Here is a 20,725-nt window from a genome sequence, read left to right on the forward strand (position 1 = left end):
GGTGTCTGGACAACACAGTTTGTCCTGCATCGGCTCGGCGCTCCTTGTATCCATCTTGCTCCCAGGAGGACTTGGCTATGAGGACCTACGACTTCACCCCGCTGTGGCGTTCGACGATCGGCTTCGACCGCCTGTTCGACATGCTCGACGAGACGCAGCGCGCCGTCGAGGACAACTATCCCCCGTACAACATCGAGCGGCTCGGCGACGACCGCTATCAGATCTCGCTGGCGCTTGCCGGATTTGCGCCGGATGAGCTCAGCATCACTGCCGAGCACAACGTGCTGACCGTGGAGGGGCGCAAGGCCGACAAGGAGGGCCGCGAGTACCTCTACCAGGGCATCTCGTCGCGCCCGTTCAAGCGGCAGTTCAACCTCGCCGACTATGTGCAGGTGACGTCAGCGACCTTCGACAACGGCCTGCTGCGGATCGAGCTGGTGCGCGAAATCCCCGAGGCCATGAAGCCGCGCCGCATCGCCATCGGCACCGCACAGGTGGAGCAGATCGCGCAGCAGAAGGCGGCCTGACGCGTTTTGACCTGCGACGCGGGGACGCCTTGTCGCCCGCGTCGCGATGCCATCAGTCTCTTGTGAAAGGAGTTGAGGAGGAGAGACGCCATGAGCGAGCATCGTGTTTCGACTACCGCAGCCGGAGCCGGTTTCCATCCGGTCTCGCATTACGAATCTCCGGCCGACCTGATCAACGACGTGAAGCTGTCCAGGGCCGAGAAGCGGCTGATCCTGTCGTCCTGGGCGTCGGACATGTACGCCGTGGAGTCGCAGCCCGGCCTGCGCAAGATTCCAGGGCTCGTCCATCCGCTCCGCCTGTCCGACATTCTCGGCGCGCTGCGTCAGCTCGACCGCGAGGATCAGCCGCCACGCCCGCGCGGCGGGGCGGCCATGCGCATCGTGCCGCGGGTCGATGTCGAGGCCGACGCTGCTGCGGGTGAGCATGCGCCCGGCCCGTCAGCCGTCCGGATGCGGCCGGCCGCCCGTCTGCGGTTTTCCCGCGAAGCCAATGTGCGGCGTTATCGCCGGTTGCTTGCGACCAAGCTCGCCGATCATGAGCGCCGGTTCGTCGAGCGGCGGCTGGCGGCCGAACTGCAAGGCGCCGGCTCGGCCGGGGATTGGCCGAAGGCCTCGCGCGCGAGCCTGGTGTGAGCGCAGCCTGCAGGACGTCCACGAGGACATGAGCGCCGCCCTGTCAGGGCGGCGTTTGTCGTCTGGCGCTGCCTGATTGTCCGTCAAACCGGACGCCGCCATCCGACGACCAATGCACGGTATGCAATCGAGCCTCGAGGATGTTTGGAATGGCCGTGACTGGACGGGGCGTGAGCATCGCCCTTGCTGCGATGCTTGTCGTTGGTGCGACCGTGTCGGCACGCGCCAGCAGCACGGTGATCTGCTACGCCAAGGACAAGGCCATCGACGTCGAATTGCACGGCTCGGCCGGACGTTCGATCGGCAGCGGGATTAGCGGGTTCGGCGGCGAAGCCGAGTTCAAGATGTCCTGGATGCCGCAGGCCGTCCGCCGGGTCAGCTTCGAGGCCGGGCATCTGACCCAGTCCTGGTCCGACGATCGGGAGATCAGGCTCGCCGTGAGCTGGATGAAGGAGGGTAAGGAGCCTTCGCCCGAGCTGGTCCTGATCATCAAGACCCGTCGTGCCCGTGGCGACGATGCGCCGTATCGCGGACAATACCAACTCATCGCCACTCTGCCGGACGACAAGGCGGGCACCCGGCGGGAGGTGCAGGGCAAGATCGAATGCAGCGCCGACTGATGCCAGGACCCCGGACGCAAAAACGCCGCCCGGAATTGGACGGCGTTTCACTCAAGATAGCGTAGAGGGTGATGGCGCGTTGATAGCCCATCACCCCGCGAAAATCAATTCCGGTAGCCTGGGTTGACCCGGTCGAGCCGGCGCAGCAGCGGCGGCCAGACCAGCTTGTTGGAGCGGAGCTCGATCCGATCCTCGTTGTCGAACAGCTTGGCGTTCTTGTCGACGACCTCCTCGCGCACCGGATAGGCCGCAGGCCCCAGGGTGCGGGTGCGCACCTGGATCGAGCAGGCGCGTTCGAGGTGGTACATGCGCTCGAACGCGGAGGCGACCGAGCGGCCGACGGTCAGCGTGCCATGATTGCGCAGCAGCATGTGGTTCTTGGTGCCGAGATCGCGCTGCAGCCGCGGGCGCTCGTCATGGTCCAGCGCCACGCCTTCATAGTCGTGATAGGCGAGGTCGTGGGTGACGTATTGCGCGATCTGGTTCAGCGGCAGCAACCCGTCGGCGCAGCTCGACACCGCGACGCCGTCGAGCGTGTGCAGATGGATCACGCAGCCGGCGTCCTCGCGCACCTCGTGGATCGCCGAATGAATGGTGAAGCCGGCGGGGTTGATGCTGTATTCGCTCTCGGAGAGCTGGTTGCCGTAAAGGTCGACCTTGATCAGGCTGGACGCCGTGATTTCCTCGAACAGCAGGCCGTAGGGGTTGATCAGAAAGTGATGCTCCGGGCCGGGCACGCGGGCCGAGATGTGAGTGTCGACCAGATCATCCCAGCCGAACATCGCCACCAGGCGATAGGCGGCGGCGAGGTTGACCCGCTGCGACCACTCCGCTTCCGTCATGTTGGAGGGCACTTCCTTCAGGCGCGCTTCGGCTGGCGACATGGCATTTCCCGCTCTCGAAATCATCGTCGAAGCCTAGGCGGCCCGAGTGACTCCGGCAAGTCGCGTAGCCAGAGGGCCGCCATGCGCGCTTCGCGGCCGTTTGCCTCTGCATGACGGGGCATGCTGCCGCCGGCCCGGACCGGCGCTCCATCATCACGGTCGCGTTAGGGGGACGCTCCTGTTGATGCCCATCAAGATGCATAATTTCTGCACAGCTAGGTAGGCCGGACATGCTCATGCCGTGGCTTCCGGGGGCTCCCGCGGGCGTCCGCCGCAGCACGCATGTGTAGCGGGCGAGGGCGCCACGGAGAACGACCATGACCTACCAGACCATCAATCCCTATACGGGGGAAACACTCGCCTCATTTCCGGATGCGACCGATGATGAGGTGCGCGCGGCGATCAGCGCCGCGCACGAGGCGTTTCTCGCCTGGCGGCAGACGTCGTTCGCCGAGCGCGGCCGGATATTGCAGGCCGCGGCAGACATCCTGCGCCGCGACAGCGAGGCCTATGCGCGGCTGCTGACGCTGGAAATGGGCAAGCTGTTCGGCGAAGCCAAGGCAGAGGTCGAGCTGTCGGCGAAGATCCTCGAATACTACACGCGCCATGCCGAGGCGCTGCTGGCCCCGGAGAAGCTCCCGGTGCTCGATCCGGCCGAAGGCGAGGCCGTCCTGGTCTGTGAGCCGCTCGGGGTTCTCCTGGCGATCGAGCCGTGGAACTTTCCCTATTATCAGATCGCGCGCATCCTGGCGCCGCAGCTGTCGGCCGGCAACACGCTGCTTCTGAAGCATGCCTCGAACGTCCCGCAATCGGCGGCTGCGTTCGAGAAGCTGATGGCCGAGGCCGGGTTGCCGCGCGGCGCGTTCCAGAACCTCTATGCCAGCCGATCGCAGGTCGAGCTCATTCTCAATGACGACAGGGTTCACGGCGTGGCGCTGACGGGCTCGGAGGGTGCGGGCGCGGTGGTTGCCGCGCAGGCCGGCAAGGCCCTGAAGAAATCGACCATGGAGCTCGGCGGCGCCGACGCCTTCATCGTGCTCGCGGATGCCGACCTCGAGAAGACCACGCGATGGGCCGTGTTCGGACGCCACTGGAATGGCGGCCAGGTCTGCGTCTCGTCCAAGCGCATGATCCTGGTCGATCCGATCTACGACGATTTTCTCGGCAGGTATCGCCAGGGTGTCGCTGGCCTGGTGGCGGGCGATCCGTTCGATCCGAGGACGACGCTGGCGCCGCTGTCCTCGCAGGGCGCTGCCGACGAGGTGAAGGAAAAGATCAGGGCCGCCGTTCAGTTCGGCGCCACGGCCGAGGAGGTCGGTCCGCCCGTGCCAAATCGCGGTGCGTTCGTGCAGCCGACGATCCTCACGGACGTCGCTGCGGACAATCCGGCGCGTCATTGGGAGTTCTTCGGCCCGGTGTCGATGCTGTTCCGGGCGAAGGACGAGGATGATGCGGTCCGCATCGCCAATGATTCGCCGTTCGGGCTCGGCGGGTCCGTGTTCACCGGCAATCCGGCCCATGGCGCCGAGCTCGCCAAGCGGATCTCGACAGGCATGGTGTTCGTGAACCATCCGACCAAGGTCGAGGCCGATCTGCCGTTTGGTGGCATCCGGCGATCGGGCTATGGCCGCGAGTTGATCGGGCTGGGTCTCAAGGAGTTCGTCAACCAGAAGCTGATCGGCGTCGTCGACATCGATGCACACTTCTGAGCGGTGCGTGGTCTGAAGCAATACGGCCAAGGCGATCGTCCGTCATCGGGGCGGTCGCCTGGTCACTTTCGTCTGTGGGCTAGGGCGCCGGGATCGACAGCAGGCTGGAGATGCTGCGGCCGCGGATGTCGTAGACCCGGGCGAACACGACGTCGTCGCGCTTGATCTCGACCATCACCGGGGCGGTCAGTCCCTTGCAGTAGAACTCGCCGAGCGTCATGGCGAAGTCGGCCGCGTGGCTGTCCCAGCCGATCGTGAAATCGGGGCCGAGCGCGACCTGGGCGGGGCGCTGCGGGCCGCACACCGCGACCTTCCATTTGTGCCCGATCGGCGGCACCTCCTGGCGCTCGTCGAGCTGCTCCTTGAGCCCGTCCGAGGCCTGCTTCAGCGCCAGGCCCCAATAGTCGAGCATGAAACGCGTGTCGGCCTCGCGCACGGTGCCGGCGATGAAGTTGAAATGCGTGTACTGGTAGGGATGCAGCCGGATCATCTCCGCCAGCGGCAGCAGCAATCCGAAGCAGAAGGCGGCGATCGCCACCGGCTGCCAGCTGCGGCGCTCGTCATTGTTGAGCCAGGACAGCAGCCAGGAGAACGCGACGCCGCCGAGCAGCGCCATCGGCGGGATCACGAACACGAAGTGGCGAATGCCGTTGTACAGCGCCGGGCGTTTGACGATCGCGATCAGGATCGGCAGCGTCGCCGCGAGCGTGAGCATCAGCAGGATGCTCTTCTGGCGGGCCGGCATGTCCGGCCGCGACAGCGACATGATCGAGGCGACGGCGCCGGCGACGAACAGCGCGATCATCAGCTCGGGCAGCTGCAGCGCGAACAGGGTCGGCAGATACGACCAGGGCATGTCCGGCACCGACACCAGCGCGCCGTCGAACATCTCCTTCCACGGCTTCTCGAAGAAGTGCGAGAAGTAGGTCAGAGCGCGGAACGGATTGGCCGGTTCGAGGATCGACCACGGCCAGATCAGCCCCATGATCAGGTAGCCCAGGATCAGGCCCGGGATCAGCACATAGAGCAAATGGGCGAAGCGGCGGACCGCCTCACGCGGCCCCTGGGTACGGTATTCCTCCAGGAACAGCGGCATGAAGCCGACCATGGCGTAGACCACGGCCATGCCGCCCAGGATGCGCGAGCCGATCGCGAAGCCAGCGCCCAGGCCGAGGATCAGGATGGTGCGCGGCGAGGGGTAGGGATACTCCTCGGCGAGACGCACGAGGCCCATCAGCAGCACGACCATGGCGACCGCGAAGGGGGCGTCCTTCGGGTTCATGAACATGTGGCCGTAGAAGATCGGGCAGAGCGCCAGCAGCAGCAGGGCGGCAAGGCCGGCGACCGGGCCACCGATGCGGCGCGCCAGCCGCCAGGTCACGCCAAGGCCGATCAGCCCGACGATGGCGCCGACCAGCCGGCGGGTCTCGAACAATTCCAGCGGCAGGATCTTGTGCAGCAGCGCTGCAACCATGTCGAAGCCGCCGCCGTACATATAGAGATTGGCGAACGACAGCGCCGCCTGGTCCCTGAACCCGGAACCGTACATGCGCAGCAACAGATCGGCATATTCGGCATGGGTGTAGTCGTCCCAGCCGAGGCCATAATCGCGGAAGGTCAGCCCGGCCACCACCGCGACTGCGGCGAGCACGAGCATCGCGAGATCGTCATAGGTCCGCTCGAGCGACCGCCGCGTGGGCGTCTCGAGGACCGAAGTGGTTATCGTTGTCATGGCTGATAGTGACCCGGCGTCCCCTAACGACCCCGCTTCCGCGCTTCAGGCCTGTGTTCCCCGCCTGCGTATAGCGCGTCCCGGTTCCCGAGGTGTTGGAAAGTTGAGCTTCACGCTTCCATCGCAGTGCAGCGAAGACCCGAATTCCGGCTGCTTCGCGCCATACTGGCACAGCCAAATGAACGCCCGCTGAACCACGGAGACAGGGAAAACCCGGGGGAACTTCAATGAATGCCGATGGTTGGCAAGGGTGTAATATGGCGAAACCGTGGCAGGCGCAATTGGGTGCCGAACAGGGCCCGAGGCTCTTGGTCGAACTTCTGCTGCAAATTGTCGCGGATTTGGACTAGAAACCGGATTCAGGGGCGCGTGCAACCGCAGGCTATCTAATGTGATTTCGGTCGGGACCCGGTCCGGAACCGGCGCATTAGGGGATAGGTTCGAATGATGAGTGCTATGTTGGTCGCTGGTGCGCTCGCCGTGTTGGCCGGGCTCGGGGCGATCGCCTATGGAATCCCGTTCAAGGAGTTCAGCGTCGGCAGCACGCTGATCCTGTCCGGGACTCTTGGCGTGTGCAGCGGACTGATCCTGTTTGCGATGGCGGCTGTCCTCGGCGAACTGAAGATCATCTCTGCCCGCCTGCGGCAGCAGCGCCTTGCATCGGATGCCGACTCGCGGCCTCTGCAGCTTCCCGGCGCCGGCACCAAGGCCGACGACCTCGACCCGCCCCCGGTGCTTCCGAGCGAGGACGTCTGGCGGGAAGGGGGCTCGCCCCGGCCTCGTCCCCGCATGCCCGACCTGTCGTCACCCTTGTCCTCGGGACTGGCGTCGTCGCCACTGTCGTCACTGCCTGCGTCTCCGCCGCCGCCGCTGTCCGCCACCCTGCGTGCCGCCGAAACCGAACCGGCGGGCGAGGCGGCCGCGGAGCCTGCCGAGCGGCCGAGGCGCAACCTGCTGTTCGCCTCGTCGTCTCGCCGCGAGCGAGAGCGCGAACGGGCGGAACGGCGCGGTGCCGAGCCGATGCCGACGGATTTCCGATCGCCGCCGCTGAATGAACCGCCGTCGCTTCCGCCGGAGGAGCCGGCTGCTGCTGAACCAAGCCCGCCTTTCCAGGACAGCTGGTCGCGACCGGAGCGAACGCGCAGCGCGGAGCCGTCGCGTCCGCCTTTCCCGCGGCGGCTGGCCCGCGCCGCGCCGGCCTTCGTCGAGCCAGAGCCGGCGCCACCTCCGCCACCCGAGCCGCAGGATCTGGACGCGCCGGCCGTCAGCATCATCAAGTCGGGCGTCGTGGACGGGATGGCCTACTCACTCTATTCGGACGGCTCGATCGAGGCGCAGATGCCCGAGGGCATGATGCGCTTCGCTTCGATCGACGAGCTGCGCACTCACCTCGAAGGCCGCTCCTGACACGCCCGGGTTGATCCCCTCTGGCATACAGGACACATTACTTGGATGGTGACAGACTTCCCAAGAAGAAGTCCTCACTATCTTGTCATTTTGCCAGTCATTCGCCCATATTGGTTGCAGAATCGCTGAACAACGCCGTCACTCCGCGCAAGTGATACTTGGCGGGTCATCATTGGGGGTGACCCTGGGCGGGGTGGCAATTGCCATCAGCGGCAACGGGTGGGAGCGGGGGGTGAGATTGCGATGACAGACGGCGCCGGCAAAAGCTTTATCGATCTGACGGCCGACATCGTCTCGGCCTATCTCAGCAACAATCCGACGCCGGCAGCGGAAATTCCGTCGCTGATCAGCCAGGTGCACGCGGCGCTGACCCGCGTGGCGGCCGGGCGCAGCGAGCCGGCGCCAGAACCGGCAAGGCCTGCGGTACCGGTGAAGAAGTCGATCCACCCGGACTATCTGGTGTGTCTCGAGGACGGCAAGCGCTTCAAGTCGCTGCGCCGGCATCTGCGCACGCAGTACAACATGACCCCCGAGCAGTACCGCGACAAATGGAACCTGCCGGCGGACTATCCGATGGTGGCGCCGAACTACGCGGTGACGCGTTCGCAGCTCGCCAAGAAGATGGGCCTCGGCCAGCAGCGTCCCGAACGCGAAAAGTAGTTCCGCGACGCTCAAGACGCGGCGGCGAGTGCCTCGCGCGCGTCTGACCGGATTCGCTCCACCATCGAGCGCAGGCCGTTCGAGCGCTGCGGCGTGAGGTGCTCGCGGAACCCGAGTTCATCGAACACGGCCGGCGCATCGATGGTCAGGATCTCCTGCGGCGTCCGCCCCGAATACAGTGTGAGCAGGATGGCGATCAGGCCGCGGACAATGTGCGCGTCGCTGTCGCCGAGATAGTTCAGCACCGGCACGGCGCTCTTGTCGTCGACGTGCTTTGAGAGCCAGACCTGGCTCGCGCAGCCCTGAACCTTGTTGGCGGCGGAGTGCTCGTCCTCCGGCATCGGCGCGAGCGTGCGGCCGAGCTCGATCACGTAGCGGTAGCGGTCGTCCCAATCGTCCAGCAGGGCGAAATTGTCGCGGATCTCGTCGATGGTCATGGTGCTCTTCGGTCCCGGAAACAGCCCTCATATAGGCGCTCGGGACGACGAAAGCGACAGCTGGTTCCGCCGATCAGGGCGCAGGCGGCAGCTGCCATTCGGCCGTGAGATCGTCCGACGACAGCGTGTCCGCCGGGGCCTCGTTGCTCGGAACCTCCTCGGCCACGGGCGCATCGATCGACCCGGTATGATCGTTGCCGCGCTTGTCGAGGCTTGCGGGCTTCACCGGACCGATGAACTTGTCGCCCGGCTTCTCCGTGGTCTCGGGCTTGTCGGTGATGATCTGATAGATCTTGCGCGCGCCTTCCTGGGCGCGGTGACCGATCACGGTCGCGGCCTGGCCGCCGACCTCGCAGGCCTGCGGCTGCCGCTTGCAGAACTGACTCATGTCGGAGACCGCAGCCGTCGCGGCCTGCACGGCTTCGTGCGCATTGATCTGCGGCAGCTTGTCGGTGTCAGGGCTCTTCTCGCGCGGCAGCAGCACCAGCACGAGCCCGAGCCAGAATGCCATGCGAAGCAGAAAGAACATCACGCAACCCCGACAGTGCTGTCGATCCCGTAGCGGTCCTCAACCGCGCAACCGAGATCGCCGCAGACGTGTTCTATGTCGCCACTGCTTGCATTGGGCTTAATTGGTTGAGAATTCGCGAAGGCGCAGCCCGAACTTTTTTCGGCGTAAATTTTGTGTTGGCGCGCGCTGATTGCCAAATGCAACTGGCTGTAGATCGCGGCGCTTTCGCAACCGTGGGCGCGGCCGGAAACGATGCATTCACCATCCCGGCCGAATGCCGGGCTCACCGCAGTCTGGCCCTTAGCGTTCGCTTAATGCGAGTCTGACACGGTGACTTCCGACGACAGGGGGCGTCCCGGCGCGTTCTCTCTCATGTTGAGAACGACCGATAGGCCGAGGCGCGAGAGCCGTGAGTGTGTTGAGTATCATCCGCGATTGTCTCGATGCGTTGCTGCATCCATCGGCTCGAACTGATGCGATGACGCGCGCGCGTCATCGCGCCTTCATCGCGCCGCGCCTGCTCGGCAGCCTCGCGGCCTTCGCCGTGTTTCCGGCCTATCTCGCGATGCGCGGCGCGCCGAGCGCGCTCGAGGTCGGCGCGCTGGCCTGGCTGATCGCGCCCATCCTGCTGTCCTGGTATCTGTCGCGCACCGGCCGCTATGAGAGCGCGTGCGCGCTGTCCTCGCTGGCGCTGTCCGCACTGATCATGGCGGTGGCGATCGAGACCGGCGGCATCGAGTCGTTTGCCGCAGTCTGGCTGATCGTGGTGCCGCTCGAGGCCTCGTTCTCCGCGTCGCGCCGCGTCGTGGTGTTTTCCGCAGCGCTCGCGCTGTCCTGCGCGCTGCTCCTGATCCTCATCGGTCATTTCGGCTGGCTGCCGAAGCCGGAAACGAATCCGGCCCTGCGCAGCGCGCTGCTCGCCTTCGGCGTTGCCTCCGCGACGCTCTATGCCGCCGTGCTCGCCTTTGCCGCCGACACGCTCGCACGCACCAGCGTGACGCTGCTGTCGATGGAGGAGGAGCGCTACCGGCTGCTCGCGCGCAACATGAGCGACGTGATCTCCCGTCATCGCCGCAACGGCGCCGTCATGTTCATTTCACCCGCGGCCGAGACGCTGATCGGTGCGCCGGTCGGGCAGTTGCAGGGGCATGGCCTGTTCGAGCGCGTTCACGTCGCGGACCGTCCGGCCTATCTCACGGCCTTGTCGCAGGCCGCCGGCGGCAGCGAAGCCTCGAGCGTCGAGTTCCGTCTGCGTCGCGATGCGCCCGGTGAGGGACGGGTCGCCCATCAGCCCGTCGATTTCATCTGGGTCGAGATGCGCTGTCGGCCGCTCGATCGCACCGGCCCGGCGCCTGAAGGATCGGAGCAGGATGTCGTCGCCGTCATGCGCGACGTCACGGATCGCAAGCTGCAGGAGCAGGCGCTGGAGCTCGCGCGCAGCGCGGCCGAGCGCGCCGACGCCGCCAAGACGCGCTTCCTGGCGACGATGAGTCACGAGCTGCGCACGCCGCTCAACGCCATCATCGGCTTCTCGGAAATGCTGATGCAGGAGCAGGTGCTGGTGCTCAACGCCGCGCGCCGCCGCGAATACGCGCAGCTCATCAATGATTCCGGCCAGCATCTGCTGTCGGTCGTGAACGGCATCCTCGACATGTCGAAGATGGAGTCCGGCAATTTCGAGCTGACGCCGGAGCCGTTCGCGCCGCGTGCCGCGCTGATCAATTGCTGCAATCTGCTGGCGCTGCGCGCGCGCGAGAACGGCATCGATCTCTCGGCCGACGTGCCGCAGGATCTGCCCGTCATCACCGGTGATCCGCGCGCGTTCAAGCAGATCGTGCTCAACCTGGTGTCCAACGCCATCAAGTTCACCGAGCGCGGCGGACGCGTCACCGTGTCTGCCGGCATCGATGCCACGCGCCTGCGGCTGCGAATCACCGATACCGGCGTCGGCATCGCCGCCGATGATCTCAAGCGCATCGGCGATCCCTTCTTCCAGGCCGGCAAGACCTATCAGCGCCGTCACGAGGGAACCGGACTCGGCCTGTCGATCGTCAAGAGCCTCGTGACCTTGCACGGCGGCGAAATGTCGATAGAAAGCAAGATCGACGAGGGGACGACGGTCACGATCGCGCTGCCGATCAACTGTGTGGCCGAGGCCAATGCCGGCGCCACCATCACGCCGCTGTCACCCTCACGCTCCGCCCAGCAAGGGCAGGTCATGCAGGTGAAGAAGAGTGCCTAGACGAGCCGCAGAGGATGATCAGGCGCCGCCGCGCCGTCGCAAGCGCGCCGCCGCTGCTGCCGTTGTCGAAGCCGCCGATGAGCGGGGCTGGCTGATGCGCGCGATGCTCTACAGCCCGAAGGACCTGTTTGCGGGGCTGCTGGCCTGTGCCGCGGCCAGCGCGATCATCGTCAATGCCGTGTTCCTGCAGTCGGGGCCGCATCCGGCGCCGATGTTCGGTTCCATCGTCACGATTCCGCCGAATCTGGTGACGTCCAACCCGCTGCCGCGCCCGCGGCCGATGGACATATCGCCGCTCGATCCCAAGGTGATCGAGACGCGTCCCGCCGAGACACGCGTGGCGGAGCCGAAGGTCGTGGACCAGCGGACGGCGGAGACGCGTTCGGATCAGAAATATGCCGATCCGCTGGCCGATCTCGTGAGATCCGTCAGCGGCGGCCAGGGCAACGTCCCGCGCCCGCAGCCGACACAGCAGGGTGGCAACGCGCGCCGTATCGCCGCGGTCCAACGTGCGCTGACCGAATACGGCTATGGCCAACTGAAGCCGACTGGAATGATCGGCTCCGATACGCAGGCCGCCATCCAGAAGTTCGAGCGCGAGCGCAAGCTGCCGGTGACCGGCCAGGTCTCGGATCGCCTGGTGCGCGAGCTGGCGATTGTCATCGGTCATCCGATCGAATAGAGCAGGGGTCCGCTGGCTGCGACGTGCAGCGCGCTTGCACCTGCGTTGAATTCTCATGCGATTGAAGACCAGCATCTGGGTGAGCGCCTATCTGCGCCGCTGCCAGTCGGCGGGCGCGTTCAGCGCGATCCGTCACCGCGGCGCCGAAGAGGCGGGCGCGGTGTTCGTCAAGGTCGCGCTGATGGACGGCACCGCGCAGCTCTACGCGCCGGCGCCGCAGACGGTGTATGACGACAGCCGTCCGGTCGACCGCTACTTCGTGCCGATTGCGCCGCGGCCGGTTGCCGAGACCGAGATCGAGGAGCGCCTCGTGAAGGAGCTGCGCTTCGATCCCGACGTCTGGATCATCGAGACCGAGGACCGGCAGGGCCGGCACTTCCTCGATCTCGTGCGCGAGCGCCCCTGATACAATCCAGGACGACCGAGATGGACGAGCGCTTCAGCGCTTGAAGCCGTCGGTGCCGGTGCGCACGATCGGCCGCGTCGAAACGCCGGGCCGCGCTGCGCCCGCGCGGGCACTCTGACGTTCGTCGTCATACAGCATCGCGCGATGCTTGGCCCTGATCGCGGCCATGCCCGAGCCGCGCCACGCCGCCAGCATGATCAGCGCGGCGCGCTCGCTCAGCCGCTCGTAGAAGCGTGACAGCCGAAACACGGTGTGGACGGACTGGCCCATCTCGGGCTTGAGGAACAGCAGCACGCGCTCGAACACCGGCGCCGGCATGCCCAGCGCCTTCAGCGCGCAGGCCAGCGGCTCGCCGTTGAGATCGTTGACCACGTCGTGGGTCATGCGCGACGGCAGGATCAGGCTCTCGCCGAGCTCGGTCGTGAACGTCTCGACGTCGGCGTTGAACGCCGCCATCTCCAGCGCCTCGATCGCATGCACCGCGCGGTGCAGCGGCGTCGGCGCGGCCGGTTTCAGCGGCGTGGTGGCGAGATTCTGCAGGATGGCGATGCGCTCATGCGAGGCCGCGCGCATGAACATCTCGCTGAGTTCGGCGGCATCCTTCGGCTGCATCGACAATCCCGACGCCGCATCGTCTCGCGGCGGCGCGGCGGGTGTTCGAAGCCCAGCGGGAATGGGGCCCGCCAGCGGCAGAGCCGGCTCGCTCTGCGGCGGACGCAAGCCGAGCTTGTTCAGGATCTCGACCGGCGTCGCCGGATAGATCGCGAGCCGCGCGCGCACCGCCGCGCGGGTTGCGTCGTCGACATCATCGACGAGGCGCGAGGCCAGTTCGACGAACTGCCGCTCCTCGTCCGCCGAATGCGCGCTCGCCTGGACGTAGAGATCGGTCAGCACGCGCAACAGAGTGGGCCTGATGTCGACGCCCTCGCGGCGCGAGAGCGTGAGCAACCCGTCGAAGCCGGGGAACAGCGATGATGGTGTCATGTCGGGGGTACGCAACTTCGGCAATCGTTATGCCGATTAGAGCGGAGTTGATTTAATGCCCCGTTAAGGAAAACAGCCGGTGAAGATGGGCCGAAATTACCCGGTGAGACAAAGGCGCAACGCTGGCTTGCCTTATCGCCTGCGGCTGCACGCAATCCGTGTTCCGTTGCAGCGCATTAATATCCTCTTAACCACGTCCTGATCTTAATCGATCCGTTCGATGATCTCGCCTTGGTCGCGTCACGCGATCAGCCTGATCTTCGCCGCGCCGAATGCCCGCTTGCAGCGGCATCCGTGATTGTCAGTTCTGCGTGCCCTCTTGCCTGCGAAGTTCGGGCGATGGGGAGTTTTCAGGGGGTAAGAACTTCGGGCACGAAAGAGAGTAGACATGGCGACCATCATTGAATTCCCGGCGGACGTTGCGCGTCGCGCGCGGCCTGCCGTGACCGGCGCGCCGCAGGAGGGCATGGGAACGATCCTGATTCTTCCCGTCGTTCGCATCGAGCGCGAGACCACGACCGACGATCGCGGGCCACGCGAGGGCACAGCACCGAGCCGACGCCGCCGTCGCCGCTGATCTCCGAGGGGAATGGGAATGCCGGACATGATGGTTCGGGTCCGGCGCGCCGCTCCGGCCGTCGCACTCCTTCTTTCGGGCGGGCTGCTCGGCGCCTGCAGCGGTGGTGATTTCGGCCGCACCCGCGCCGACATGCGCAACGACGACATGCACAAATGGATCGGGGCCGAGGCCACCGCCAGCGTGGGCGTGAAGCCGTCGCAGTTCCAGTTGACCGACGGCGAGCGCCAGCTGCGCGACCTCGCTTATCCGCTGATCGAGCCGCCGCATTCGCGCCCCGCCTGGAAGGCCGTGTTCGGCGACTATCAGCCGTCGCCATCGCCCTGGCGCCAGAAGGTCGTTTTCGATCGCACGGCCTACGGCCGCGCGCTGATTGACGAGCCGCACCGGTCGCATGCCTCGCGCTATGCGCAGCTGATCGACGATGTGCGCGACGACATCACGCGCTTCGAGCCGTTCTTTTCGTCCGCGATCCGGGTCATCGATCTCGACCGCAAGCGCGATGCCAGCATGAAATACATGACCGAGCTCTCGCCACGCGAGAAAGCCGATGCGGTCGCGCGCATGCAGGAGAACTCGCTGATCGTGCAATGGGTGCAGATCAGCCTGGAGCAGCGTGTCTCGTCCTATCGCTGGGCGCTCGAGCGCTTGGTGCTGCAGGCGCCCGACGGCATGGCCGCAGACGCCGATCGCCTGATCAACGAGCTCGCCGCCCAGACCGCCAATCCGCCCGTCGCCGCGCGGCCCTTGATCCAGCGGCCGCTGACGACGCGGGGCTGATACGCGGGCCAGCCGTCGTCATGATTCCGGCCGCAGCAGGCTGAACGCTTCCTCGAGCAGATGTGGCGTGTGCTTGCCGGTGGAGTCGCGGCAGGCCCGCTCGAAATAGTCGGACAGCGCCGGACGGAACTTGGCGTGCGCCGCCTTTTCGATCACGGTGCGCGCGCGCTGCTTGGGCGACAGGCCGCGCAGGTCGGCGAGCCCATGCTCGGTCACCAGGATCTGCACGTCGTGCTCGGTGTGGTCGACATGGGTCACCATCGGCACGATGCAGGAGATGGTGCCGTTCTTCGCGGTCGACGGCGTCATGAAGATCGACAGATAGGCGTTGCGGGCGAAGTCGCCGGAGCCGCCGATGCCGTTCATGATGCTGCTGCCGCGCACATGCGTGGAATTGACGTTGCCGTAAATGTCCGCCTCGATCAGGCCGTTCATCGCGATCACGCCGAGCCGGCGGATCACTTCGGGATGGTTCGAGATCTCCTGCGGCCGCAGCACGATGCGATCGCGCAGGAACTCGATCTCGTGGTTGAACTGTACGGCTGCGTCCGAGCTCAGCGACAGCGCCGTGGCCGAGGCCAGATCCATGCGCCCTGAGCGGATGAGGTTCAGCATGCCGTCTTGCAGCACCTCGGTATAGGCGGTGAGATTCGGGAACGGGCTATTGTCCAGCCCCGCCATGACTGCGTTGGCGACGTTGCCCACCCCGGATTGTAGCGGCAGCAAATTGTGCGGCAACCGGCCCTGCTTCACCTCATGTGCGAAGAACTCCAGGATATGTCCGGCGATCGCGCCGGAGACTTCGTCCGGTGGCGTGAAGGTGGTGTTGCGATCCGGCGCATGGGTCTCGACGACGGCGATCACCTTGCTCGGATCGCAGCGGTAGGTGGTCTCGCCGATGCGATCGCCGGGCGCCACGATCGGGATCGGCTTGCGATGCGGCGGCAGGCGCGTGCCGTAATAGACGTCGTGCATCCCGAGCAGCGCCGGGTTCATCCACGAATTGACCTCGATGATCACGCGGTCGGCCTGGTCGAGCCAGGTCTTGTTGTTGCCGATCGATGTCGACGGGATCAGGCGGCCGTCGGGCAGGATGCCGGAGCATTCGATGACGGCGACGTCGAGATGGCCGAGGAAGCCGAACCACACGAACTGCGCGACATGGCTGAGATGGAGATCGATGTACTCCATGCTGCCGGCATTGATCCGCTGCCGCGTCGTCGGATCGGACTGATAGGGCAGGCGCAGGTCGATGCCGTTGGCTTTCGCCAGGGCGCCGTCGAGCTCGGGGGCCGTCGACGCGCCGGTCCAGACGCCGATGCGGAACGGCTCGCCGCGCGCATGCGCAGCCTCGATGCGGCGCGCCAGCGCCAGCGGGACGGCCTTCGGATAGCCCGAGCCGGTGAAGCCGCTCATGCCGACATGGCTGCCCGGCGTGACCTGCGCGGCGGCATCGTCCGCCGACATGATCTTGGCGCGCAGCGCCTGCGACATCACCTGCGATGAACTCATCGTGCCTGCTCCAAAGCGCGATCGTTCAGACCGCAAGTCTCGCGCTCTCTAGCTGCGCTCTCCGCCGGCACGTTGATGCGGGTCAAGGCCTGGCGGCGCAGGCGCGCATCACAGACCTGCACCGCACGCGCGACGCAGCTCCCGCACCTTGCTCGCGCGTGACCGTTCGCTCAGCAGATTGGCCTTGCTGTAGCGCGGATCGCCGGTGACCTCGTCGCCGACCCAGTCGGGCAGGGTCACAACAGTGGTTTCGCTCGGCAGCTCGATCTCGGCGATGACGATGCCGTCGAGTTCGCCGTGATAGACGTCGACCTCCCACATGCCGCTCTCGCCCGGCACGTAGTGCCGCGTCTTCTCCAGGATCCGCCCCTCGCAATGCGCGAAGATCGCTTCCGCATGATCACGTGGAATGTCGTATTCGAACTCTTCGCGTGACAGACCGCGGCGGCCGCTCTTCACGCACAGCGTCGTTCGATGGCCGTAGCAGCGGACGCGAACCTTGAGGCCATCCTGGCGCGCGACGAGCCCGTCGCGAAGGTGTTCACTGTGCGTCGCCTGAGCCCGCCAGGAGTCGGTCCTGACGAGAAACTTTCGTTCGATTTCGAGGGGCATGACCTGATGATGAGCGAAACGTCGCCGTCCTGAACCATCATAGCAACGGAGCGGGAGAAACACTATGCCACGAAGGATGAAGAGCCCGTTGTGGAATTGATCGAACGTCCGCCTAACGCCTTACCGTTTGCCGCGCGGCTTCTCTGCCTTGGCCGGCGGCTCGGTCTGCACGCCGCAACTGGCCGCGGCAAGCGAGGCCTGCGCCTGTGGCATCAGGCCCGGTTCCGCCGCCAGCGCCTTCAGCACGATCAGGCCGGTCGTGGTCGGCGAATCGATGATCAGGCGGTCGGCGGCCGTGACCTCCTCGTCCTCGGGCAGGTCCTCGTGCTGGGCCTCGGTCATCAGGTCGAGCTCGATGACGCGCTTGCCGGCCGAGCGGTCGTTGATGGCGTAATAGGCGATCTCGTTGCGCGTGTAGAACGACACCGAGGTGTAGGCCTGGCTCACGGGAACGGTGAGCTTGAGCGGGCCGTCCGCGAGGTCGTAGCGGCAGATCGCCATGGCGAACGCCGGATCCATGAACGGCATCGGCGAATTGCCGGGATCGGCGAGCGGCAGCGGCGTGACGGCGTTGAGCTTGGTCAGCGGCGTCAGACGCGAATAGGCGTCCTGCGTCGAGATGCGCGGCAGCGCCAGCACGCTGACGAGATGCACCACGCCGCCGAGCAGCACGCCAACGACGACGGTGAACACCAGCCGGATCATGACGGGCATCCCACCGTGGTGATCGACGGCATCGGCGCGTCACGTTGCGTGCGGGTCGCGACCCCCACCGGCGTGTCGTAGAGGCGGAGCATCAGCGCATAGCGTTCGATCCCGCCGGTCGGCAGCCAATTGCCGGCGCGCGAGCGCGAGGCGACGCGGATCTCAAACGAGCCGTCGGCGCCGCGCACCAGCTCCTGGCTGGTGAATCCATAGCGCTGCAGCGTATTGGCCACGAGATGGCCTTTCCGGTCGTACAGCGTGAGCGTCCAGAACCGCGCCGCCGGCGTCACGCCGCTGACGAGAATGTCGCAGCGGCCGTCGAGCGGCTTCTTCTTGTCGTCCGTGGTGGCGGTGAAGGCGACGCCGTCGCCGGTGCCGATCGGCAGCTCGCCATTGCGGGTGATCGTCGCGCGCGCATAGGGGTCGACATCGGCGGTGCCGGTCTTCGGCCGCGCCGTCCAGGCCCCGATCGTGAGCGTTCCGAACTCGGTGCCGCGGGTCGTGGTGATCCAGGTCGCGCCGACGCCGACGCCGGTGGCGATCAGGAGCGCGAGCAGGGTGATCAGGAGCAGCCGCACGGGAATTCGCTGTCGTCAGTTCTTGCGCAGGGCAGGGGTGGCCACGCTGTCGGCGATGGCCGTGGCGTAGTTCTCGGGGAAGGCCAGCGCGCTGGATGACACCGGCTTGCCCGGCTTCTTCGGATCGACGGGCGCAGCCTTTTCGGCGACGCGCGCGGCGTCGTCCAGCATCTTTTCGACCTGCACCAGGATATCGGCGCCACGCCGGGTCAGGATCGGCGGTGGGCCGGGCTTGATCTCCAGCGTCTTCGGCTGGCCGGACTGGGCCATCGCCGCGGCGGCCGGCTGCGGCGGCAGCTTCTCGCCCATGCCGACGCCGGGCAGTTCCTTCACCTCGACGCCCCGATGCGCGGCGAGCATGATGTCGTGCCAGGTTTGCGCCGGCAGCGAGCCGCCGGTCATGCGGTTGGTCGGTGAATAGTCGTCATTGCCGTACCAGACCGCGCAAGTGAAGTTGCCGGTGTAGCCGACGAACCAGGCGTCACGATAGGCATTGGTGGTGCCGGTCTTGCCGGCGGTCGGAATGCCGTCGAGCGCGGCACGGCGGGCGGTGCCTTCACTGACGACGTGGCTCATCATGCCCGCCATGTCGGCGGCCACGGAGGCGGGGATCGCCTGGCGCGGCTTCGGCCCGTCACGGTCCCATCGCCAGACCAGGTCGCCGGCGCCGGTGCGCACCTCCAGCACCGAATGCGGCGTCACCGCTTTACCCTTGTTCGGGAACGTCGCGTAGGCGACGGCGTGCTCGAGGACGGTGACCTCGTCCGATCCGATCGGCATCGACGGCGTGTCAGGCAGCGGCGCCTTGAGGCCGAAGCGGCGGGCGACCTCGATGATCTTGGCGCGGCCGGCCTTGGGGCCATCCTTGCCGCCGAGCGCGATCGACAGCTTCACGGGGACGACGTTGATCGAGCGGGTGATCGCCTGGGTCAGCGTGACCGAGCCGGAATAGGAATGGCCATAGTTCTGCGGACACCAATTGCCGATGCAGACCGGGCCGTCGACCACGATCGAGGTCGGCTTGAAGCCGTTCAGCAGCGCCGTGGTGTAGACGTAGGGCTTGAACGACGAGCCTGGCTGCCGATAGGCGTCGGTAGCCCGGTTGAACTGACTGGCGCCGTAATCGCGGCCGCCGACCATGGCGCGGATGCCGCCATCGAGATCGGAGACGACGGTTGCCGCCTGGGTGGCATGATAGTCGCGGCCGAACTGGCGCAGCTGGTTCTCGATCGCCTCGTCGGCCGCGTGCTGCACGGTCATGTCAATCGAGGTCCGCACCACGAACACGCGCTCGGTATAGGACTTCGGGAACGTGTCGACCAGTTTGCGCATCTCGTCGAAGGCATAGTCGAGGAAGTAGTTGGGCGAGCTCTCGTCGCGCCGGTCGACCGCGAAGGCCGGGTTGCGGCGGGCGCCGAACACCTGGCCCTCGGTCATGAAGCCGGCATCCACGAGGTTGTCGAGCACGACGTTGGCGCGGGCGCGCGCCGCCGGCAGGTTGATGTGCGGGGCAAACTTGGTCGGCGCCTTGAAAAGGCCGGCCAGCATCGCGGCTTCCGCCAGGTTGATGTCGCGCACCGACTTGTTGAAGTAGAAATGCGCCGCGCCGTCGACGCCGAAGGTGCCGCCGCCCATATAGGCGCGGTCGAGATACAGCTTGAGGATCTCGTTCTTGGTCAGGCGGGTTTCCAGCCAGATCGCCAGGAACGCCTCGTTGACCTTGCGCTCGATGGTGCGCTCGTTGGACAGGAACAGGTTCTTGGCGAGCTGCTGGCTGATCGAGGAGCCGCCCTGGCGGACGCCGCCGGCCTGGGCGTTCGTGACCAGCGCGCGGGCGAGGCCGGGGAAGTCGATGCCGAAATGGTCGTAGAAGCGGCGGTCCTCGGTGGCCAAGGTCGCCTTGATCAGATTGTCCGGGAAGTCTTCGAGCGGAATGGAGTCGTTGTGCTTGATGCCGCGGCTGCCGATCGGGTTGCCGTAGCGGTCGAGGAAGGTGACCGCGAGATCGGACTTCTTGAGCCAGTCCTCGTCGGCGGTCTCCCGGAAGGCGGGGATCGCCAGCGCCAGCATCAGCACCAGGCCGCCAAGCCCGATCGTGGCGGCTTCCGAGAACGGCTCGACAAACACCCAGCGCTTCCAGCCGCCGACATAGAAGCGGTCCATGAAGGCGGAGTAGCGTTCGTACAGTTCGCGGGTGCCGCGCAGCGAGGAGAACAGCGCCGAATCGAACCGCGCGTCGAGATCCAGGCGGAAATTGTTGATCCGCTTCTTCCAATCGTCTGGAATGATCTGCCGCACGGGAACCCTGGTCGTTTCGAAAGCGTGTCAGCGGGCTTCGAAAGCACTCAGCACGCGGGCTGGGGGCCATCGAAGGGTCTTGCGCGATTGTTGCGGCAAACCCAAGGCACGACAAAGTACCAACCCATGGCACTGCGCGCCGCCGCCGAGTGACTCAAGCCCACAATCTAGCCGAGCGGGTGTCACAAACCAATGGTTCCGCTCACAATTTGATGCACAAAGCTAACGT

22 protein-coding genes are annotated in these 20,725 nt (G+C 66.1%); 11 read left to right on the forward strand and 11 right to left on the reverse strand.

Annotated elements, in window-relative coordinates:
* Positions 1 to 77 precede the first annotated feature (77 nt).
* The 3 genes from ACQR1L_RS27390 (at position 78) to ACQR1L_RS27400 (ending at position 1,780) form a co-directional block, all read left to right on the forward strand.
* Positions 78 to 527, forward strand: a complete 450-nt coding sequence (locus tag ACQR1L_RS27390) for an Hsp20 family protein (RefSeq protein WP_434861026.1) — start codon at positions 78 to 80, stop codon at positions 525 to 527.
* A gap of 90 nt (positions 528 to 617) precedes the next feature.
* The gene (locus tag ACQR1L_RS27395; protein WP_434861027.1) at positions 618 to 1,160 is read left to right on the forward strand and encodes a hypothetical protein; all 543 of its coding nucleotides are present in this window, start codon (positions 618 to 620) and stop codon (positions 1,158 to 1,160) included.
* A 149-nt stretch (positions 1,161 to 1,309) separates the two neighbouring features.
* Entirely contained in the window at positions 1,310 to 1,780 is a 471-nt protein-coding gene (locus tag ACQR1L_RS27400) for a hypothetical protein (RefSeq protein ID WP_434861028.1), read from the forward strand.
* A 104-nt stretch (positions 1,781 to 1,884) separates the two neighbouring features.
* On the opposite strand, the gene ACQR1L_RS27405 is transcribed toward ACQR1L_RS27400, so the two are convergent.
* On the reverse strand, positions 1,885 to 2,664 hold the full coding sequence (locus ACQR1L_RS27405) for a class II aldolase/adducin family protein (RefSeq protein ID WP_434861029.1): 780 nt from the start codon (positions 2,662 to 2,664) through the stop codon (positions 1,885 to 1,887).
* Positions 2,665 to 2,981: 317 nt separating this feature from the next.
* On the opposite strand from ACQR1L_RS27405, the gene ACQR1L_RS27410 reads away from it, so the two are divergent.
* Positions 2,982 to 4,373 (forward strand): NAD-dependent succinate-semialdehyde dehydrogenase, encoded by a 1,392-nt coding sequence (locus tag ACQR1L_RS27410; RefSeq protein WP_434861030.1) that lies wholly within the window; start codon positions 2,982 to 2,984, stop codon positions 4,371 to 4,373.
* A 79-nt stretch (positions 4,374 to 4,452) separates the two neighbouring features.
* Here the strand turns inward: ACQR1L_RS27410 and ACQR1L_RS27415 are convergent, their stop codons facing one another.
* Positions 4,453 to 6,105: a glycosyltransferase family 39 protein gene (locus tag ACQR1L_RS27415; protein ID WP_434861031.1), complete on the reverse strand. Its 1,653-nt coding sequence runs from the start codon at positions 6,103 to 6,105 to the stop codon at positions 4,453 to 4,455.
* Between the two features lie 444 nt (positions 6,106 to 6,549).
* Here ACQR1L_RS27415 and ACQR1L_RS27420 point away from each other — a divergent pair, with 444 nt between their 5' ends.
* Both ACQR1L_RS27420 and ACQR1L_RS27425 read left to right on the forward strand, forming a co-directional pair.
* The gene (locus ACQR1L_RS27420) at positions 6,550 to 7,512 is read left to right on the forward strand and encodes a hypothetical protein (RefSeq protein WP_434861032.1); all 963 of its coding nucleotides are present in this window, start codon (positions 6,550 to 6,552) and stop codon (positions 7,510 to 7,512) included.
* A gap of 243 nt (positions 7,513 to 7,755) precedes the next feature.
* Complete coding sequence (locus tag ACQR1L_RS27425; protein ID WP_434861033.1) at positions 7,756 to 8,172, forward strand: MucR family transcriptional regulator; 417 nt, start codon at positions 7,756 to 7,758, stop codon at positions 8,170 to 8,172.
* An 11-nt stretch (positions 8,173 to 8,183) separates the two neighbouring features.
* Here ACQR1L_RS27425 and ACQR1L_RS27430 read toward each other — a convergent pair whose 3' ends face one another.
* The 3 genes from ACQR1L_RS27430 to ACQR1L_RS27440 all read right to left on the reverse strand — a co-directional run bounded on the left by ACQR1L_RS27430 (position 8,184) and on the right by ACQR1L_RS27440 (position 9,407).
* Entirely contained in the window at positions 8,184 to 8,609 is a 426-nt protein-coding gene (locus ACQR1L_RS27430) for a SufE family protein (RefSeq protein ID WP_434861034.1), read from the reverse strand.
* 73 nt (positions 8,610 to 8,682) lie between these two features.
* Positions 8,683 to 9,138 carry a DUF5330 domain-containing protein gene (locus ACQR1L_RS27435; RefSeq protein WP_434861035.1) on the reverse strand — a complete coding sequence of 152 codons (456 nt, stop codon included), beginning with the start codon at positions 9,136 to 9,138 and terminating at the stop codon, positions 8,683 to 8,685.
* Complete coding sequence (locus tag ACQR1L_RS27440; protein ID WP_434861036.1) at positions 9,138 to 9,407, reverse strand: hypothetical protein; 270 nt, start codon at positions 9,405 to 9,407, stop codon at positions 9,138 to 9,140. Before ACQR1L_RS27440 ends, ACQR1L_RS27435 begins: the two co-directional genes overlap by 1 nt.
* A 191-nt stretch (positions 9,408 to 9,598) precedes the next feature.
* Between ACQR1L_RS27440 and ACQR1L_RS27445 the strand changes: the two genes are divergently transcribed.
* Genes ACQR1L_RS27445 through ACQR1L_RS27455 form a run of 3 tightly spaced genes read left to right on the forward strand, consistent with a single transcriptional unit; the run spans position 9,599 to position 12,450 of the window.
* Positions 9,599 to 11,362 carry a PAS domain-containing sensor histidine kinase gene (locus tag ACQR1L_RS27445; protein ID WP_434861037.1) on the forward strand — a complete coding sequence of 588 codons (1,764 nt, stop codon included), beginning with the start codon at positions 9,599 to 9,601 and terminating at the stop codon, positions 11,360 to 11,362.
* Positions 11,355 to 12,044, forward strand: coding sequence for a peptidoglycan-binding domain-containing protein (locus ACQR1L_RS27450; RefSeq protein ID WP_434861038.1), 690 nt, complete (start codon positions 11,355 to 11,357; stop codon positions 12,042 to 12,044). The genes ACQR1L_RS27445 and ACQR1L_RS27450 overlap by 8 nt, the downstream gene beginning before the upstream one ends.
* A 55-nt stretch (positions 12,045 to 12,099) precedes the next feature.
* Positions 12,100 to 12,450, forward strand: a complete 351-nt coding sequence (locus tag ACQR1L_RS27455; protein ID WP_434861039.1) for a DUF1491 family protein — start codon at positions 12,100 to 12,102, stop codon at positions 12,448 to 12,450.
* A 33-nt stretch (positions 12,451 to 12,483) separates the two neighbouring features.
* Here ACQR1L_RS27455 and ACQR1L_RS27460 read toward each other — a convergent pair whose 3' ends face one another.
* A complete protein-coding gene (locus ACQR1L_RS27460) occupies positions 12,484 to 13,434 on the reverse strand; it encodes a DUF2336 domain-containing protein (RefSeq protein ID WP_434861070.1) in 951 nt (316 codons plus the stop codon).
* A 388-nt stretch (positions 13,435 to 13,822) separates the two neighbouring features.
* On the opposite strand from ACQR1L_RS27460, the gene ACQR1L_RS27465 reads away from it, so the two are divergent.
* Together ACQR1L_RS27465 and ACQR1L_RS27470 are read left to right on the forward strand one after the other, a co-directional pair.
* Positions 13,823 to 14,011 carry a hypothetical protein gene (locus tag ACQR1L_RS27465; RefSeq protein ID WP_315739858.1) on the forward strand — a complete coding sequence of 63 codons (189 nt, stop codon included), beginning with the start codon at positions 13,823 to 13,825 and terminating at the stop codon, positions 14,009 to 14,011.
* Between the two features lie 30 nt (positions 14,012 to 14,041).
* A complete protein-coding gene (locus ACQR1L_RS27470) occupies positions 14,042 to 14,791 on the forward strand; it encodes a hypothetical protein (protein ID WP_434861071.1) in 750 nt (249 codons plus the stop codon).
* Positions 14,792 to 14,809: 18 nt separating this feature from the next.
* Here the strand turns inward: ACQR1L_RS27470 and ACQR1L_RS27475 are convergent, their stop codons facing one another.
* The 5 genes from ACQR1L_RS27475 to ACQR1L_RS27495 form a co-directional block, all read right to left on the reverse strand.
* Entirely contained in the window at positions 14,810 to 16,303 is a 1,494-nt protein-coding gene (locus ACQR1L_RS27475; RefSeq protein ID WP_434861040.1) for an acetyl-CoA hydrolase/transferase family protein, read from the reverse strand.
* A 108-nt stretch (positions 16,304 to 16,411) separates the two neighbouring features.
* A complete protein-coding gene (locus ACQR1L_RS27480; protein ID WP_434861041.1) occupies positions 16,412 to 16,915 on the reverse strand; it encodes a CYTH domain-containing protein in 504 nt (167 codons plus the stop codon).
* A 120-nt stretch (positions 16,916 to 17,035) separates the two neighbouring features.
* Positions 17,036 to 17,620: a DUF1254 domain-containing protein gene (locus ACQR1L_RS27485; RefSeq protein WP_434861042.1), complete on the reverse strand. Its 585-nt coding sequence runs from the start codon at positions 17,618 to 17,620 to the stop codon at positions 17,036 to 17,038.
* On the reverse strand, positions 17,617 to 18,198 hold the full coding sequence (locus ACQR1L_RS27490) for a DUF1214 domain-containing protein (protein ID WP_434861043.1): 582 nt from the start codon (positions 18,196 to 18,198) through the stop codon (positions 17,617 to 17,619). Before ACQR1L_RS27490 ends, ACQR1L_RS27485 begins: the two co-directional genes overlap by 4 nt.
* A 15-nt stretch (positions 18,199 to 18,213) precedes the next feature.
* Positions 18,214 to 20,496: a transglycosylase domain-containing protein gene (locus ACQR1L_RS27495; protein WP_434861044.1), complete on the reverse strand. Its 2,283-nt coding sequence runs from the start codon at positions 20,494 to 20,496 to the stop codon at positions 18,214 to 18,216.
* Positions 20,497 to 20,725 lie beyond the last annotated feature (229 nt).

It is taken from the genome of Bradyrhizobium sp. HKCCYLR20261, from assembly GCF_051168435.1.
Lineage (GTDB): Bacteria > Pseudomonadota > Alphaproteobacteria > Rhizobiales > Xanthobacteraceae > Bradyrhizobium.